This window comes from Pseudomonas sp. 14P5.3.2 (genome assembly GCF_057799175.1).
In genome coordinates, this window is record NZ_JBYOKU010000009.1 from 117578 (window position 1) to 132726 (window position 15149).

General features: G+C 59.4%; 19 protein-coding genes. 8 read left to right on the forward strand and 11 right to left on the reverse strand.

Annotated features, from left to right (window positions below):
- The first annotated feature begins 17 nt into the window (after positions 1 to 17).
- A complete protein-coding gene (locus AC27VU_RS09850; protein ID WP_103485691.1) occupies positions 18 to 746 on the forward strand; it encodes a class I SAM-dependent methyltransferase in 729 nt (242 codons plus the stop codon).
- Positions 747 to 872: 126 nt separating this feature from the next.
- On the opposite strand, the gene tam is transcribed toward AC27VU_RS09850, so the two are convergent.
- Entirely contained in the window at positions 873 to 1643 is a 771-nt protein-coding gene (tam, locus tag AC27VU_RS09855; protein ID WP_262141252.1) for a trans-aconitate 2-methyltransferase, read from the reverse strand.
- Between the two features lie 373 nt (positions 1644 to 2016).
- Between tam and AC27VU_RS09860 the strand changes: the two genes are divergently transcribed.
- The 3 genes from AC27VU_RS09860 to AC27VU_RS09870 all read left to right on the forward strand — a co-directional run bounded on the left by AC27VU_RS09860 (position 2017) and on the right by AC27VU_RS09870 (position 3715).
- A complete protein-coding gene (locus AC27VU_RS09860) occupies positions 2017 to 2520 on the forward strand; it encodes an inclusion body family protein (protein WP_008076892.1) in 504 nt (167 codons plus the stop codon).
- A 124-nt stretch (positions 2521 to 2644) separates the two neighbouring features.
- On the forward strand, positions 2645 to 3184 hold the full coding sequence (locus AC27VU_RS09865) for an AidA/PixA family protein (protein ID WP_488723946.1): 540 nt from the start codon (positions 2645 to 2647) through the stop codon (positions 3182 to 3184).
- Between the two features lie 120 nt (positions 3185 to 3304).
- Positions 3305 to 3715 (forward strand): low affinity iron permease family protein, encoded by a 411-nt coding sequence (locus AC27VU_RS09870; protein WP_003222503.1) that lies wholly within the window; start codon positions 3305 to 3307, stop codon positions 3713 to 3715.
- Positions 3716 to 3814: 99 nt separating this feature from the next.
- Here AC27VU_RS09870 and AC27VU_RS09875 read toward each other — a convergent pair whose 3' ends face one another.
- The 8 genes from AC27VU_RS09875 to AC27VU_RS09910 all read right to left on the reverse strand — a co-directional run bounded on the left by AC27VU_RS09875 (position 3815) and on the right by AC27VU_RS09910 (position 9642).
- Positions 3815 to 4318 carry a DUF4142 domain-containing protein gene (locus AC27VU_RS09875; protein ID WP_003222501.1) on the reverse strand — a complete coding sequence of 168 codons (504 nt, stop codon included), beginning with the start codon at positions 4316 to 4318 and terminating at the stop codon, positions 3815 to 3817.
- 75 nt (positions 4319 to 4393) lie between these two features.
- On the reverse strand, positions 4394 to 4552 hold the full coding sequence (locus tag AC27VU_RS09880; RefSeq protein ID WP_003222499.1) for a KGG domain-containing protein: 159 nt from the start codon (positions 4550 to 4552) through the stop codon (positions 4394 to 4396).
- A gap of 118 nt (positions 4553 to 4670) precedes the next feature.
- On the reverse strand, positions 4671 to 6020 hold the full coding sequence (locus AC27VU_RS09885; protein WP_201135585.1) for a sensor domain-containing protein: 1350 nt from the start codon (positions 6018 to 6020) through the stop codon (positions 4671 to 4673).
- A gap of 79 nt (positions 6021 to 6099) precedes the next feature.
- Entirely contained in the window at positions 6100 to 6738 is a 639-nt protein-coding gene (locus tag AC27VU_RS09890) for a LysE family translocator (RefSeq protein ID WP_103485687.1), read from the reverse strand.
- 60 nt (positions 6739 to 6798) lie between these two features.
- The gene (gene fos, locus AC27VU_RS09895) at positions 6799 to 7215 is read right to left on the reverse strand and encodes a fosfomycin resistance glutathione transferase (RefSeq protein WP_488723947.1); all 417 of its coding nucleotides are present in this window, start codon (positions 7213 to 7215) and stop codon (positions 6799 to 6801) included.
- 4 nt (positions 7216 to 7219) lie between these two features.
- Positions 7220 to 7936 (reverse strand): PA3715 family protein, encoded by a 717-nt coding sequence (locus AC27VU_RS09900; RefSeq protein ID WP_488723948.1) that lies wholly within the window; start codon positions 7934 to 7936, stop codon positions 7220 to 7222.
- Positions 7937 to 7973: 37 nt separating this feature from the next.
- Complete coding sequence (locus tag AC27VU_RS09905; RefSeq protein WP_488723949.1) at positions 7974 to 8708, reverse strand: PA3715 family protein; 735 nt, start codon at positions 8706 to 8708, stop codon at positions 7974 to 7976.
- 22 nt (positions 8709 to 8730) lie between these two features.
- Positions 8731 to 9642 carry a LysR family transcriptional regulator gene (locus AC27VU_RS09910; RefSeq protein ID WP_198286793.1) on the reverse strand — a complete coding sequence of 304 codons (912 nt, stop codon included), beginning with the start codon at positions 9640 to 9642 and terminating at the stop codon, positions 8731 to 8733.
- Between the two features lie 77 nt (positions 9643 to 9719).
- On the opposite strand from AC27VU_RS09910, the gene AC27VU_RS09915 reads away from it, so the two are divergent.
- Positions 9720 to 10208, forward strand: a complete 489-nt coding sequence (locus AC27VU_RS09915) for a DMT family transporter (RefSeq protein ID WP_488723950.1) — start codon at positions 9720 to 9722, stop codon at positions 10206 to 10208.
- Positions 10209 to 10354: 146 nt separating this feature from the next.
- Here the strand turns inward: AC27VU_RS09915 and yiaY are convergent, their stop codons facing one another.
- Entirely contained in the window at positions 10355 to 11503 is a 1149-nt protein-coding gene (gene yiaY, locus AC27VU_RS09920; protein ID WP_488723951.1) for an L-threonine dehydrogenase, read from the reverse strand.
- A gap of 153 nt (positions 11504 to 11656) precedes the next feature.
- Between yiaY and AC27VU_RS09925 the strand changes: the two genes are divergently transcribed.
- A complete protein-coding gene (locus AC27VU_RS09925; protein ID WP_488723952.1) occupies positions 11657 to 12676 on the forward strand; it encodes a DUF4917 family protein in 1020 nt (339 codons plus the stop codon).
- A gap of 98 nt (positions 12677 to 12774) precedes the next feature.
- Here the strand turns inward: AC27VU_RS09925 and AC27VU_RS09930 are convergent, their stop codons facing one another.
- Positions 12775 to 13317 (reverse strand): helix-turn-helix domain-containing protein, encoded by a 543-nt coding sequence (locus AC27VU_RS09930; RefSeq protein ID WP_003222480.1) that lies wholly within the window; start codon positions 13315 to 13317, stop codon positions 12775 to 12777.
- Positions 13318 to 13423: 106 nt separating this feature from the next.
- On the opposite strand from AC27VU_RS09930, the gene AC27VU_RS09935 reads away from it, so the two are divergent.
- Together AC27VU_RS09935 and AC27VU_RS09940 are read left to right on the forward strand one after the other, a co-directional pair.
- Positions 13424 to 14206 (forward strand): aldolase, encoded by a 783-nt coding sequence (locus tag AC27VU_RS09935; RefSeq protein ID WP_400496123.1) that lies wholly within the window; start codon positions 13424 to 13426, stop codon positions 14204 to 14206.
- A 25-nt stretch (positions 14207 to 14231) separates the two neighbouring features.
- Positions 14232 to 15113: a dihydrodipicolinate synthase family protein gene (locus AC27VU_RS09940; RefSeq protein ID WP_488723953.1), complete on the forward strand. Its 882-nt coding sequence runs from the start codon at positions 14232 to 14234 to the stop codon at positions 15111 to 15113.
- Positions 15114 to 15149 lie beyond the last annotated feature (36 nt).

The window sequence follows — 15149 nt, forward strand, 5'->3', positions numbered from 1 at the left end:
AAAAGAGCCACTCACTCATGACGCAAAACATTTACGACGACCCGGAATTTTTTCAGGGCTACAGCCAGATGAACCGCTCGATCGGCGGCCTCGATGCCGCGCCGGAATGGCCGGCGCTCAAAGCGTTGTTGCCGTCGATGCATGATCTTAATGTGGTCGACCTCGGCTGCGGCTATGGCTGGTTCAGCCGTTGGGCCAGTGAACATGGCGCCGCCCATGTGCTGGGGCTGGATGTCTCGGAAAAGATGCTGGAGCGCGCGCGCGAAACCACTGCGGCGGCGAACATCCGCTATGAACGCGCCGATCTTGAGCATCTCGATCTCCCAGCGTGCAGTTTCGATCTCGCCTACAGTTCACTGGCGCTGCATTACATCAAAGATCTGCCAGGGCTGTTCGCTCATCTGTACGCAGCGTTGAAACCGGGTTCGCATTTTGTGTTCTCCATCGAACACCCGATCTTCATGGCCCCGCGCAATCCGGGCTGGTTGATCGACAGCGACGGTCGCAAGCGCTGGCCGCTGGACAGTTATCAGATGGAAGGCGAACGGGTGACCAACTGGCTGGCCGAAGGGGTGATCAAGCAGCACCGCACGATGGGCACGCTGTTGAATTCGTTGATTGCGGCGGGTTTTGCCATTCGCCATGTCAACGAATGGGGGCCGAGCGATGCGGAGGTGGCGGCGCAACCGGCGCTGGCTGAAGAGCGGGAGCGGCCGATGATGATGTTGGTGGCGGTACAGCGCTAACTGGCGAAACATGCATTGTGGCGAGGGAGCTTGCTCCCGCTGGGGCGCGAAGTGCCCCGAAGACCTTGGGCCTGCTTCGCAGTCCAGCGGGAGCAAGCTCCCTCGCCACAGAATTGTTGTTTGCCTTTAGCGAGTCGCGACGATAAATAGCCGTGGAAACGGCAACAGCACCGAACCATCAGGCAACGCGGGATACGCCTCGGCAACGGCCGCCAGATACTGTTGCAGATACTGCGTCCGCTCCTCTTCGCTCAGCGGGCTCAGAAACGGAATCAAGCCACTGCCCTTGAACCACTCCACGATCCCCGCCGCTCCACCGGACAACTGATGGTGATAGGTGGTGCGCCACACATCGACCCGCGAGCAGTGCGGACGCAACATCGAGAAGTACTCGCTGGCGCTGGCCATGTCGGTGCGCTGTCCGGCGGCGCCTGCCAGTTTCGCGGACCACGGGCCGTTGGCGGCAACTTCGCGCATCAGTCGATGGGAAGGTTCGTTGAGGTTGTCCGGCATCTGGATCGCCAGACTGCCACCGTCCGACAGCTTACCCACCAGCGCCGGCAGCAACGTCGCGTGATCCGGTACCCACTGCAATACCGCGTTGGCGAAAATCACATCGAACGGGCCTTGATCCGCCCAACTATCGATTTCTGCGACCTCGAACTGCAACTGCGGCAGGCGCTTGCGCGCGGCGTTGACCATGTCCGGCGAACTGTCGAGGCCCCTGACCTGGGCCTGCTCAAAACGCGGCACCAGCAGCTCGGTGGAGTTACCCGGGCCGCAACCGATATCGACCACCGATCGCGCCTGAACCGTGGGGATCGCCGCCAGCAGATCACGGGCCGGGCGGGTGCGTTCATCTTCGAAAGCGACGTATTGTCTGGCGGACCAACTCATTGCGTTCTCCTGTCGGGACACTTCAGCGGTTCGTCACAATACAGGCAGCCATGCGAGCAGTTCCAGAGCGACTGATTGCAAACGATGTCAGCGGGCGGGCTGCTTATCGCCAATTGGGCGATTCTTATGCAATCAACGACCGTCCGTCGAACCATTAACACGCATTTTTGACAGCTAAAAAATCAAACCTATAGTCAATTTGCGGCAGTCGGAAGGAACCCGACTCATCTGATTTCGTGCAAGGAGCACGGCCTGCGCGTCTCTCATGACCGATGGGTTCCCCCAGTAGTGTGCTCGCAAAAGCCATACGGCAAGCAAGCGTCGTCGTGCCTGGATTGCAGTCCGACGCTCACTATGAAAAAGGAGCCTCACCATGTCTCGAGTTACGGATATTCTGGTTTCCATCGACACCGAAACCATTTTGAAAAAGTATCCAAACATCAGCAAGGATCCGAAGAATCCCACGCTGATCGACTGGCATCATGTGTATATGGTCACCAACCAGGACAATGTCGTCAGTGGCCAGGCCGGTGGTGAACTGGACCTCAAGGCGCAAGTCGGCGACCTGATCCGCTGGCGTGAAACCAGCCTGTCGCAGAGCTTCGAACAAGCGGTAATTTTCTACAAGTTCATCGGCAACGCGGGGGCCGACCTGATCTCCCCACCCTCACCGCGCAAGGCCACGGCGTGCGTTGCAGTGCCAAACCGGGAAAATCCATCTGTGCCGAGCTGCCAGAAAGTCGACAACCATTACTGGTCATCCGAGACCCTGGATTGCGGCCGCGTGACCTATCACTTCCACTTCCTGATCGTCGACCGCAACTGCCAGATCATCGGCTGCTGCTCGTGGGACCCGTTCATCTCCATCCACAACTGACCCTGTAACGAGCCCCTTGGCAACGAGGGGCTCCACCGATCCGATGCAGCCCGGCGGAATCAGGATGTCTTGCCTTGACCGATGCGGCCGCCAGTGTTTAGCGACGTCATGAAAGGAATCCATGATGACTTCCGAACCGATCACCTCCCCCTCTTCCACCGTCGACAGCGCGCAGAATGTATTGCTGATCGTCGATGCCGAATCTCTGCTTGCGCACTATCCAACACCCAGCCAGGATCCTGCCAACCCTACAGACATTGCCGATGGATTTATCTTTTTCGCCACGGGTAATAACTCAAAAGAAATTGTTACAAATGACAGTGCTACCAAAGTCTTAGTCGTGATGGACCGTGATGTTCACTTTCGCGTCAGAAGCGTCAGCCTGATCGCCGAGCACAGCGTGGTGGCCTGTCGCATGACCGTCGATGACAGCAGCGTTCTTACTGTACCCAAACTGGAAATCCACACCGGCCTTACCGTCCCCGCGCCCAACCCCGAATCCCCCGCCGTGCCGGGCAGCCGCAAGGCAGACGATCATTTTTGGGCCTGCACCCCGAAAACACCTGGCACTGCCCAGTGCGGATTAATGTTCATGCTGGTCAATCAGCAATGTGAAGTGGCGGGGTACTTTCAGTGGCAGGTGGGAGTCGAACTGACGTCCTGAGCCTACTCATGTATGAGCCGGTCGCAAGACCGGTTTTTCATGGACAGGCAACGAAAAACAGAATTTTCGCAACGCCCTCACTGTCTGAATTTCTAGCGTCTCCCAATAAGGAACACCGCAATGAAATTCGCAAAAATATCCCAGACCCTGGCCCTTTGGGCCGGTAGCCCAAAAACCTTCATGGGCGCGTTGATCCTGATTTTTCTGTGGGGGCTGAGTGGGCCGATTTTTCATTTCAACGACACCTGGCAACTGATCATCAACACCTCGACTACCATCATCACCTTTCTGATGGTGTTCCTGATCCAGAACACGCAGAACCGCGATACCGACATCCTGCATCTGAAGCTCGATGAGTTGTTGCGGGTAAACAAGGAAGCGCAAAACGCGATGCTTGGCTTGGAATCGCTGGACCTCAAACAATTGGAGGCGCTGCGCAAGCATTACCGTAGCTTGGGGGAAAGCGAGGTGTTCAATCTCGATGGGCTGGGGGAGAAGAGCAAGCCGAAGCAGGATTTGAATGACTGCTGAGTAAAGTTAAAAAAGCAAAAGATCGCAGCCTTCGGCAGCTCCTGCATGGAATGGTGCAGGAGCTGCCGCAGGCGGCGATCTTTTGACTTGTAAGCGGGATCAGCGGCTGGCTTGCAGCGCTCGCGCCATTTCCAGATGGTTTTGCAGTTTTGGCAACGTCTCGTCGGCAAATGCCTTGATTTCCGGAACGTCGGTTGACTGCGCTTCCTGCTGGATCTGCTGAATAGCTTCTTCGGTCGCTTTCACCTGGCTTGCGGCGTAGGCCTGATCGAAGGTTTCACCGTCTTTCACCTGCGGGATCATGGTTTTGGCCTTGTCGGCAATTTCTTCACGAGGTGCGACGGGCAGGTCGAGCTTTTTCGCGATCTTTGCCAGATGCTGGTTGGCCGTGGTGCGGTCATTGATCACGACGATGGTGTAATCCTTGACCTCTTTGGAGTCGGATTTCTGGTGCGCCAGACGACTGGCTTCGATGTCGGCCATGCCTTTGGCGGACGCATCGTTGATGAAGTCGGCAGGCGACTGGGCGAATGCACTGCCAGCGAACAAGCCCAACAGCGTGGCAAAACTGAAACGACGTATCTGGGTGGCCATCCGGCTCATGGTCGCGCCCTCCTATCTCTGCAAATTCAAGCGGGGGCTTGCGCCCCCGCCTCTCAATCAAAACTACCTCACCGACTACTTCGACTTCTGAGCTGGCTTGCGGCCCATTTCGGTTTTCGCAGGCTCTTTGTCGACTGTCGTGGTGGTGGTTTTCCCACCTTTGCGACCGGCTTCAGAGGCCTTGGTTCGATCGTTGGCGAAGTTTCCCGAGTTCGAGTTTCTTGAATTAGGCATGATTCTCTTCCTCTTGGTGTTGATCGTTGGCGAGCAGGTGCCCGCCTAGATTGAGAATTGCCGGACCGATAAAGGTTTAGAAAAGTTGCCCGCGCCGCGACGAACGGCGTGCACTGTTTCAGCTATCCACTACCCGATGATTGAGGCGTTTGGCGGCGTACATCGCCTGGTCGGCGTGCCGGAACAGTTGTTGCTCTTCGCGGCCATGTTCGGGATAACGGGCCACGCCGATGCTCGGCTCGATGCACAGGTTGTGACCGTCCAGGCGCATGGGCTGCATCAGCACCTGTCGGATTTTTCCGGCCACGCTGTCGGCGTCTTCAGCGGCATGAACACTGTGCAACAGCACCACGAATTCGTCGCCACCAATGCGCGCCACGGTATCGGTATCGCGTACGCAGCCCTTGAGCCGACTCGCCACCGTTTGTAGCAGCATGTCGCCGACCGCATGGCCAAAGGTGTCGTTGACCTGCTTGAAGTGATCCAGATCGACGTACAGCAGCGCCATGTTTCCCGACGCTTCGCGGGCACCGGCCAGCGCAGCCTTGAGGCGGTCTTTGAGCAATCCTCGATTGGGCAACTGAGTCAATTGATCGTACTGCGCCATGCGCTTGAGCCGCGCGTGCAGTTGCTGACGCTCGATCGCGGTCGCGACCTGGGCGCAGACGTATTGCAGCAGTTCCTTGTCCTGTTCGGTGTAACGCTCGCCACCCGGCAGGCTTTTGACGATCAGCGCACCGATGGTGCCGTTCTTCGAATTCAGCGGCACACCGAGCCAGCACGGTGAATCCTGCCCCGCCACCAGCGCCGCGAAGTCGGGTGGGGCGTCGGGACTGTCCGGCGTCAGCAGAATCGGCTGACCGCTGCGGATAACCTCCGCACACAGGCGCCCGGTGACGGTGCCCGGTTGCTCGGGCTGCAATTCGTGATCGTCGACGTGATAGGGAAAATTCAGCTGCGCACAGTGCTCGTCGTACAGCGCCACGGAGAAATTCAGCGCCGGCAACCACTCGCCGATGATCAGGTGAATGCGCTTGAACAGCGCCAGCAAGTCTTCGGCGACATGCGCCGCTTCGGAAATCGCATACAACGCCGCCTGACGTGACTCGGCCTGCTTGCGCTCAGTGATGTCGCGGGCCACGGCGATGCGCAGTTGATCGACCTGCGACCAGCGCGCCGACCAGAGGATGTTGACGATGCGGCCATCCTTGCGCACGTAACGGTTTTCAAAATTGTGTTTGGGTTCGCCGCCCATGATGTCGCGGGCGGCGGCGAGGGTGCGCTGGCGGTCTGCAGGATGCACCAGTTCGATCATCGGCCGACCGATCAACTCGTCAGGCGTATAGCCGAAAATGCGCTCGCAGGCGGCGCTGACAAAAACGAAACGGCCCTGCGTGTCCACCGCACAGACGGCATCGAGCAACAGGTCCATATAACTCGCCAGCGGCGCGGAATTTCGGCTTTCCATGGTTCAGCGTGGGTGTCCGGACAATGCAGCACTGTTCAACCATCCCTGACCCTTTGTTCACGCATCCCTGCACACAACTTCAAGCCTTGTTCGGCAGCAATCCCGGTAGTGCGTGCACCAGTGCGTTTATGGCAAAACCGATGAACATCACGCCACACAAACGCGTGATCATCAGCTCGTGGCGCTGATACAGCGTGCGCACCCGTCGGGCGCCGACCACGCCGATCAGAATAGCGTAGGCCAGCAAACCGCCGAGGAAACTCAGGGCGATCAGCGCCGGCAGCATCGACCAGTTGAGCAGTTCGGCACGGCTCGACAGCAGCGCGGTAAACGTCGCCACAGCCACCGGATACGCCTTGGGATTGGTCAGGCCAAACAGGATGCCGTGCCAGAACGGCTGACGCGCTGCGCCCTGGGGCTGATCATCGCTGCGCCGTTTGGCCCGCACTGCGCGCCAGCCGAGCCAGAACAGGTACAAACCGCTGAGCACACCCAGCACATCGAACGCGGTGCTGCCGATTTCGCGGGCACCGACGATGGCGATCAGCGCGGTACTGCACCACACCACATCACCGAGCAGGTGCCCGCAGAGAAACCCCGCCCCGGCCCGCCGCCCATGCGCCGCGCCAATGCCGAACACGGCCAGCACGCCCGGCCCAGGCGTGATGCCGTAAATGAAACCCGAGGCCAGAACGGCCATTAGCAGCGATGGAGTCATGAAAAACCTGCTGGCGCCAGTACAAATGATGGCCAGTCTATATCAGCCCGCAACGCCAGATCACGACGCGTCGTAAAAACGCATGCCCGCGTACGGTTTGTGCCGACAGGCTGCCAGTCGCGACGCGAGATCGCCGACGTGAGCCTCGAGCTTGTGGCCATCAGGGTCGAGAAAGTAGAACGACGCGCCTTCACTGCGGTTGTCGCGCCATTCCCTCACATTCGCCGCTTTTAGCGTCTGCACAAACAACGGAAAATCTGTCTCGGCGAGGCTGAACGCGTAATGGGTGTAGTCGACGGACGGCTCGGTGGTGCGCTGCGCCTCCAGCGACAGACACAACCACAGCCCCGGCAGCGACAGGTAGGCACCGGCGTCCCATGTGGCTTCGACGCGCAGACTCAGCACATCGCGGTAGAACGCCAGGCTGCGGGGCAAATCACTGACGGCGAGGGTCAGGTGGTTGAGGCCGGTGAGCATGGGGTCAATAACCTCTGAGGTCTTCAGGAACGTTGTACTGCTGACCATCGTACGTCAGGGTGATCTGCTTTTTCTTCAGCTCGGTGGTGTTCGATACGCACTGATTGCCGGACTTGGTGTTTTTCATTTTACTGCCGCTGGTGGTGACGATCAGATCGGCGAAACCATTGTGGCTCGTTGGAGCGATCTCGAGCGTCCGGCGGATTTTTTTGCTGTAGCCCTCGCAGTCATTCACGAACTCACCGTTGTTCTTGAAGACCACCAGGCCTTCAAGCACCGGACGTAACTCGTCCCCCTCGCGAACATACAGCGCCAGATCGGTTTTCTCATAGGGAATGGCATGGGAACTGTGGACGAACTTGGCTCGCAGCCCAAAAGCGCGGATATCCGGCGTCAGTCGGTAGCGCGCAGTGTCGATGCGCACATCGTCCAACTGCACGGCATCAGAGTTGTAGGCGCCCGGTTTACGGTAGGTGGCGATGGGTTTGGCATTGCTCGCATTGAGCAGCGCCAGATCCAGATCGAACGCCCCGGCATCGTCGCCGCCAGAATCGGCCAGATAGGTGGACTTGACCGAAATCGCCTGACTCGGAAACGCCGGCCAGACGTTGCAGCGCGACATGGATTTGCCGTCGAAACTCTTGGTGGTGCATGCGGCGTGGGTGTGGGTGGTGATGGCCAGGAAACCGAGGGCGATCAGGAGTCTGGTGGGGTTGAGCATGGTTCTTCCTTGATAAGTGTCGTGTTGGGCTGGCGGGTTATAGGCCTTGGAAACCGTTTGGCAAAACGTAGGATTTTCCGTCGTAGTGCAATGTTGTCAAAACGGGTTTGTTGTCAGTGGTTTTCGTTTTACACGCGGCTCCCGTACCCACACTTGTTGTGTCTTTCTCCAAGGTTTTGACAATCAGATCTGCATAGCCGTGGGAGCTCGTTTTAGCGATTTCTATCGTTCTTGAAATCTCATATCGCTCGCCTTCGCAGTCACCATCCCACTCGCCGCCATACTGATAAACCACTAACTTATCCAATACCGGGCGCAATTTTTCGCCCTCTTTCGCGTAGAGCGAAAGCAGATTTTCTTCCATCGGATTGATCCGGGACCCGTTAGTGGATAACGCACGTACGCCAAAGGCACGAAGATCGGTAGTAAGTGTGTAGCGAGCCGTATCGAGTGTTATTTCTCGCAAACTGACGCCATCCAATACGAATGCAGCCGCTTTGTAATAAGTCGCAATGGGCTTCGATTGAGCAGTGTCCAGAACGGACAAGTCGAGATCGTAGGTACTCAGTGCTTCAGCGTCATCAGATGGGGATCCGCGCTTAAACTGCGCAGTGGCGTTGATGGTTAATCCTGGATATGCAGGCCACTCCTTGCAGACAGAAAGATCCAGTTCTCCTGCCATCGGTGTTGGCGTGCACTCGGCGAACACCTGCCCTGCCATCAACCACCCACTCAGGGCCACCCACCCGACCCATCCAGACTTCACTGTCACATCCCACTCCTTGATATGGTTTTCAGCCGCGCACTATCCCCTCCTCAATCCTGCGATTCAACCAGTTCAACGCCTGATCCCCACCCCGGCGCTTATGCCACGCCAGCACAAACGTGAACGGCGCGATCTCGAACGGTGGCGGCAGCACAATCAATTCCTGTTGATCAATCTCGCGCACGCTGCGTGACGACACCGTGAGAATCAAATCCGTACCGCTGATCAACTGTGGCGCGACGTTCCAGTGCGGCAGGCTGATGGCGACGCGGCGGCGTTCGCGCAATGAGGTCAGCGCCCGTTCGATTTCCGGGGTGCCACTGCCGCGCATTTCCAGCAACACATGCGGGCGCGACAGGTAGGTCGGCAAATCCAGAAGCCCCTCGGCCGGCAGGCTGCGGCGATCCAGCAAACAGACGTAGCGCTCTTCGAACAGCAGCGTGCTGCGCAATTCGTTGGGCATTTCCGGGAACACCCCGGCGGCCAGATCAATGTCGCCGTTGAGCACACCTTCGAGCATGCCTTCGCGACTGGCGTGACTGATTTGCAGGTCGATGCCCGGTGCCTCGCGGCGCAAGGTGCGGATCAGATCGGGCAGGATGATGGCCGCGCCGTAGTCGGACATCGCCACACGAAAGGTCCGCCGCGCAGTGGCCGGATCGAAAGTGTTCGGCGCCAGCAGCGACTGCACCTGAGCCAGTGCTTCGGCCAGCGGTGCGACCAGTTCCAGCGCCCGCGCCGTGGGCACCAGGGTCGAACCGGCGCGCACCAGCAGCGGATCGCCAAGCAAGTCGCGCAGACGCGCCAGCGCATGGCTGACTGCCGGTTGGCTGAGGTGCAGCCGCTCGGCGGCGCGGGTGACATGTTGCTCGCTGAGCAAGGCGTCGAGAACCACCAGCAGATTGAGATCGATACGGCGCAGATCATTCATCTTGTGCATGTTCTGGATGACAAAACGGAATTTAAATCTGCGCGACGAATACTCTAGAGTCCAGCAAAACCTGTTGGAGAATGATCATGAGTACGTTGCAGTGGGTCGGTTTGTCGCTGCTGGCCGCGTTTGCCGGGGCGGTGGTGCCGTTTCAGAGTGCGATCAACAGCAATCTGGCGCGAGGACTGGGACATCCGCTGTGGGCGACCTTGGCCTCGTTGCTGGTGAGTGTGCTGGTGCTGTTGCCGGTGATTCTGGCGTTGCGCCTGCCGCTGCCGTCGCTGGGGTTTATCAGCAAGGCGCCGTTGTGGATGTGGGCTGGCGGTGCGTTCGGCGTGTGCTTTGTGGCGCTGGCGGTGATGTTGCTGCCCAAACTCGGCGCGTCCGGGTTTGTTGCGCTGGCGTTGGCCGGGCAAGTGATTGCTTCGATGCTGCTCGATCACTTCGGGCTGTTTGGATTGGTGGAGAAACAGCTGACGATGTCGCGGGTTTTGGGCGCGTTGCTGCTGATTGGCGGGGTGGTGTTGATTCAGTTTGGCGGTGTTTTCGAGAGGAATGTGGCGGCGGTTGGCTGATGTGAAAACGCATGGTTTTGTGGTGTTGACGAGTACGTCTTCGCGAGCAAGCCCGCTCCCACAGTTGATCGCATTTCAACTGTGGGAGCGGGCTTGCTCGCGAAGGGGCCATTGAGCTCAGCTAAAAAATATCAGAACGGCGCATCTCAAAACGCGTTACGGAAAATCTCCTCGATCTGCCGCTGATCCGCCGCCCGTGGATTGGTCAGGCCGCATGCATCTTTCAGCGCGTTGCTGGCGAGCACCGGGATGTCGCTGAGCTTGGCGCCGAGTTCACGCAGGCCACCCGGAATCTCGACGTCCCTGGCCAAACAACGGATCGCGTTGATCGCCGCCTGGGCGCCCTCTTCCGGACTGAACCCACGAATGTCCGCGCCCATGGCGTGGGCGACGTCAGTCAGGCGTTCGGCACAGATCAACGCGTTGAAGGTCTGCACGTGCGGCAGCAACACGGCGTTGCACACACCATGGGGCAAGTCGTAGAAACCACCCAACTGGTGGGCCATCGCGTGCACGTAACCTAGGGATGCGTTGTTGAACGCCATGCCGGCGAGGAACTGCGCGTAGGCCATGTTCTCGCGCGCCGCGAGGTCGCTGCCGTCACGCACGGCCAGGCGCAGGTTGTTGCTGATCAGGGTCATGGCCTTCAGTGCGCAGGCGTCGGTGATCGGGTTGGCGGCAGTCGAAACGTAGGCCTCGATGGCGTGGGTCAGCGCGTCCATGCCGGTGGCGGCGGTCAGGCTTTTCGGCATGGCGACCATCAGCGCCGGGTCGTTGACCGACAGCAGCGGCGTGACGTTGCGGTCGACGATGGCCATTTTCACGTGGCGCGATTCGTCGGTGATGATGCAGAAACGGGTCATCTCGCTGGCAGTGCCGGCGGTGGTGTTGATGGCGATCAGCGGCAACTGCGGCTTGCTCGATTGATCGACGCCTTCGTAGTCGCGGATCTGCCCACCGTTGGTCGCACACAGGGCGATGCCCTTGGCGCAGTCATGGGGCGAACCGCCGCCGAGCGACACCACGAAATCGCAGCGACTGTCCTTGAGCAGCGCCAGTCCGGCCTCGACGTTGGCGATACTCGGGTTCGGTTTGGCACCGTCGAAGATCACCGAGTCGATGTCCTGCATCGCCAGTTTCTCGGCGACCATGGCCGCCACGCCAGCCTTGGCCAGCCCCGCGTCGGTGACGACCAGCGCCTTGCGAAAACCGTAGTTGCGGATCGCAAGCATGGCCTCGTCGAGGCATCCGTTGCCCATGATGTTTACGGCTGGAATGAAAAAAGTGCTGCTCATGCGCGTCTCCTGACTGGGGCCGAATCGACTGCTCCGATACGGCGGATGTGCACAGGATCGACCGATCGGTCACCACCGATGTTGATCTGGCTCAATGCCCGCTCGTGATAAAGTCGCCGCCCATCTGCCCTTTGTTTTGAGACTGCCCACGCAATGACCGATTTTCTGCAAGTCGATGCCACCCTCGAAGACTGGAGCGCCCTGCGCGCCACCGCCGACTTCAACGGTCTGCTGGTGGGCAATGGCGCCAGCCGCGCGGTGTGGGACGATTTCGGCTACGACTCGCTGTTCGAAAACGCGCGCACCGTGGAAGAGAAACCACTGAGTCCGTCGGAGCTGAGCGTGTTCGATGCGATGCAGACGCGCAGCTTCGAGCAGGTGCTCGGTGCGCTGAAAACCACCAGCCGGGTCAACAAGGCGCTGGCGGTCAGCTCGGCCGCACCGCGCAATCGCTACTACGCGATCAAGGAAGCGCTGATCAACACCGTGCATGCGGTGCACATTCCATGGCGACTGGTGCAGGCCTCGACCCTGGCGACGCTCAACGAAGAACTGGCGCGTTATCGCACGGTGTTCACCACCAATTACGATCTGCTCAGCTACTGGGCGATCCAGCACCGCAGCGAGGCGATCGACGACCTGTTCAACGGCCCCGACGCCAGTTTTGATCTGAGCGAAAGCGCCAGCGTCAAACCGCGTCTGCTGTATCTGCACGGTGGTCTGCACCTGGTGCGCAATCAGGACGGCACCGCCCGCAAACTGACTTCGACCGAAGGCACCCTGCTCGGCAGTTTCGCGATCAACAACACGATCAAGACCCTCGACGACGTGCCGCTGTTCGTCAACGAAGGGCCGAGTGCGGACAAGCTGAAGACCATTCGCAGCTCGGATTATCTGTCGTTCTGCTATGAGCAGTTATTGGGCCACGCGCAGAACCTGTGCATCTTCGGGCATGCGCTGGGCGAGCAGGATGCTCACATCTTGAGGGCGCTGCGCCTGGCGAAACCGGCGAGCGTGGCCATCTCGATCTATCCGCGCAGTGCGGCGTTCATTCAGCACCAGAAGCGGCATTACGCGAAGGTGTTCGATGGGACCGGGGTTGAGTTGCGGTTTTTTGATGCGAAGACGCATGCGTTGGGCAATCCGAAGTTGTCAGTGCCCGTCGAGGTTTGATGTAAACCGGAGTGACGCTTTCGCGAGCAAGCCCGCTCCCACATTGGAACGCGAACTACTGTGGGAGCGAGCTTGCTCGCGAAGCTTTTGGGGCCAACTCATTCTTCGCTGCTGTGCACCACCACCAGCAACTGCGCCTGCACCTCGCCCACCGATCTGATCCGATGCGGTTTCTGCGCATTGAAATGTAGCGCATCGCCGCGCTCCAGCAGCACTCGCTCGTTCATGAAATCCACTTCCACCTGCCCTTCGTGGACGAACAGAAACTCTTCGCCCAAGTGCTCCTTGAAGGTCTTGTCGGTGAACTCGCTCGGCGGGTAGATGATGAACGGCAGCAGGTTGCGCTCGCTGACCTGATGCGCCAGCACCGCATACCCCGGGCTCTGATCGTTGGCCGCCAGTGACTGGCGCTCGTGGCTGCGCACCAGGCTGTAGCTGTCGAGGCTGACGTTGTCTTCGGAGAACAATTCCTCGACCTTCACGTTCAGCGCCTTCGCCAGTTTCAGCGCGGCCGCAATCGACGGGGTGTTCAACCCGCGCTCGACTTTCGACAGATAACTCTTGGTCATACCGGATTTTTCGGCCAGCGCCTCAAGCGTTACCCCAAGTTTTTTTCTCAATAATTTCAAACGGATAGACATGCGCAGCAGTTATTCCATCAAGGAAACGACGATTCATGCTTGCTTATGACACCTTGTGTCATATAGGCTCTTTCGTGTCATTTGCAATCACCCAAAGGACACAGACATGGCCAAGACATTAGCACTACCCAAAGCGCAACTGGTCAAGCAAGCGCTGACCCAGATGCAAAACACCCTGGCGGATAATACGTGGACTGACCGGCAAAAGCTGGCGCTGACCTGCCGGATCCTGTTCGAGAGCGGTCATGACTCCGGTCTGGCCGGACAGATCACCGCCCGTGGCCCGCAACCGGGGACCTATTACACTCAGCAACTGGGCCTGGGTTTCGATGAAATCACCGCGAGCAATCTGCTGCTGGTCAACGAAGACCTGGAAGTGCTCGAAGGCCACGGCATGGCCAACCCGGCCAACCGTTTCCACAGCTGGGTCTACCGCGCCCGGCCAGACGTGAACTGCATCATCCACACCCATCCGACGCACATTGCCGCACTGTCGATGCTGGAAGTGCCGCTGCAGATTTCCCACATGGACCTGTGCCCGTTGTACGAGGACTGTGCGTTTCTCGAAGGCTGGCCGGGCGTGCCGGTGGGTAACGAAGAGGGCGAACTGATTGCCGGTGCACTGGGCGACAAGCGTGCAATTCTGCTGTCGCACCACGGCCAGCTGTCGACCGGCAATACGATCGAAGAAGCGTGTGTCATCGCCCAACTGATCGAGCGCGCCGCCAGACTTCAGTTGCTGGCAATGGCCGCTGGCACGATCAAGCCGATCATCCCGCAACTGGGACGCGAGGCCCATGACTGGGTGTCGAAACCCAAGCGCCACGCCGCCGCTTTCAACTACTACGCCCGGCAGAACCTGCGCCAGCACGCCGATTGCCTGAACTGATTTCAGCTTTTCAAGGAGACACCGCATGTCCAACATTCACGGCATCATCGGCTACACCATCACCCCGTTCGGCGCCAAGGGCGAAGGCCTGGATCTGCCCGCCCTCGGCCAATCGATCGATCGTCTGATCGACAGCGGCGTCCACGCCATCGCCCCGCTGGGCAGCACCGGCGAAGGCGCCTACCTGAGCGACGCCGAGTGGGATCAGGTCGCCGAGTTCAGCATCAAACACGTGGCCAAACGGGTGCCGACCATCGTCAGCGTGTCCGACCTGACCACCGCCAAAGCCGTGCGCCGCGCGCGCTTCGCCGAAGCGCATGGCGCCGACGTGGTGATGGTGCTGCCGGCCTCGTACTGGAAGCTCAACGAGGCGGAAATCCTCGCCCACTACCGCGCCATCGGCGACAACATCGGCGTGCCGATCATGCTCTACAACAACCCGGCTACCAGCGGCACCGACATGTCGGTCGAGCTGATTCTGCGCATCGTCAATGCCGTGGAAAACGTGACCATGGTCAAGGAGAGCACCGGCGACATTCAGCGCATGCACAAACTGCAATTGCTCGGTGAAGGCCAGGTGCCGTTCTACAACGGCTGCAATCCGCTGGCGCTGGAAGCGTTTGCCGCCGGCGCCAAAGGTTGGTGCACCGCCGCGCCGAACCTGATCCCGCAACTGAATCTGGATCTGTACGCGGCATCGCTGGCCGGCGATCTGGAGCGGGCACGTGAGGTGTTCTACCGCCAGTTGCCGCTGCTGGATTTCATCCTCAAGGGCGGCTTGCCGGCGACGATCAAGGCTGGATTGCGCGAGACGGGGCTGGAGGTCGGCGATCCCCGGTTGCCAGTGTTCCCGTTGAGTGACACCGGCAGACATCACCTCACAGCGCTGCTCGACGTTTTGCGCTGATGAAAAAAATCCCGCCCGGAACACTCCGGGCGGGAT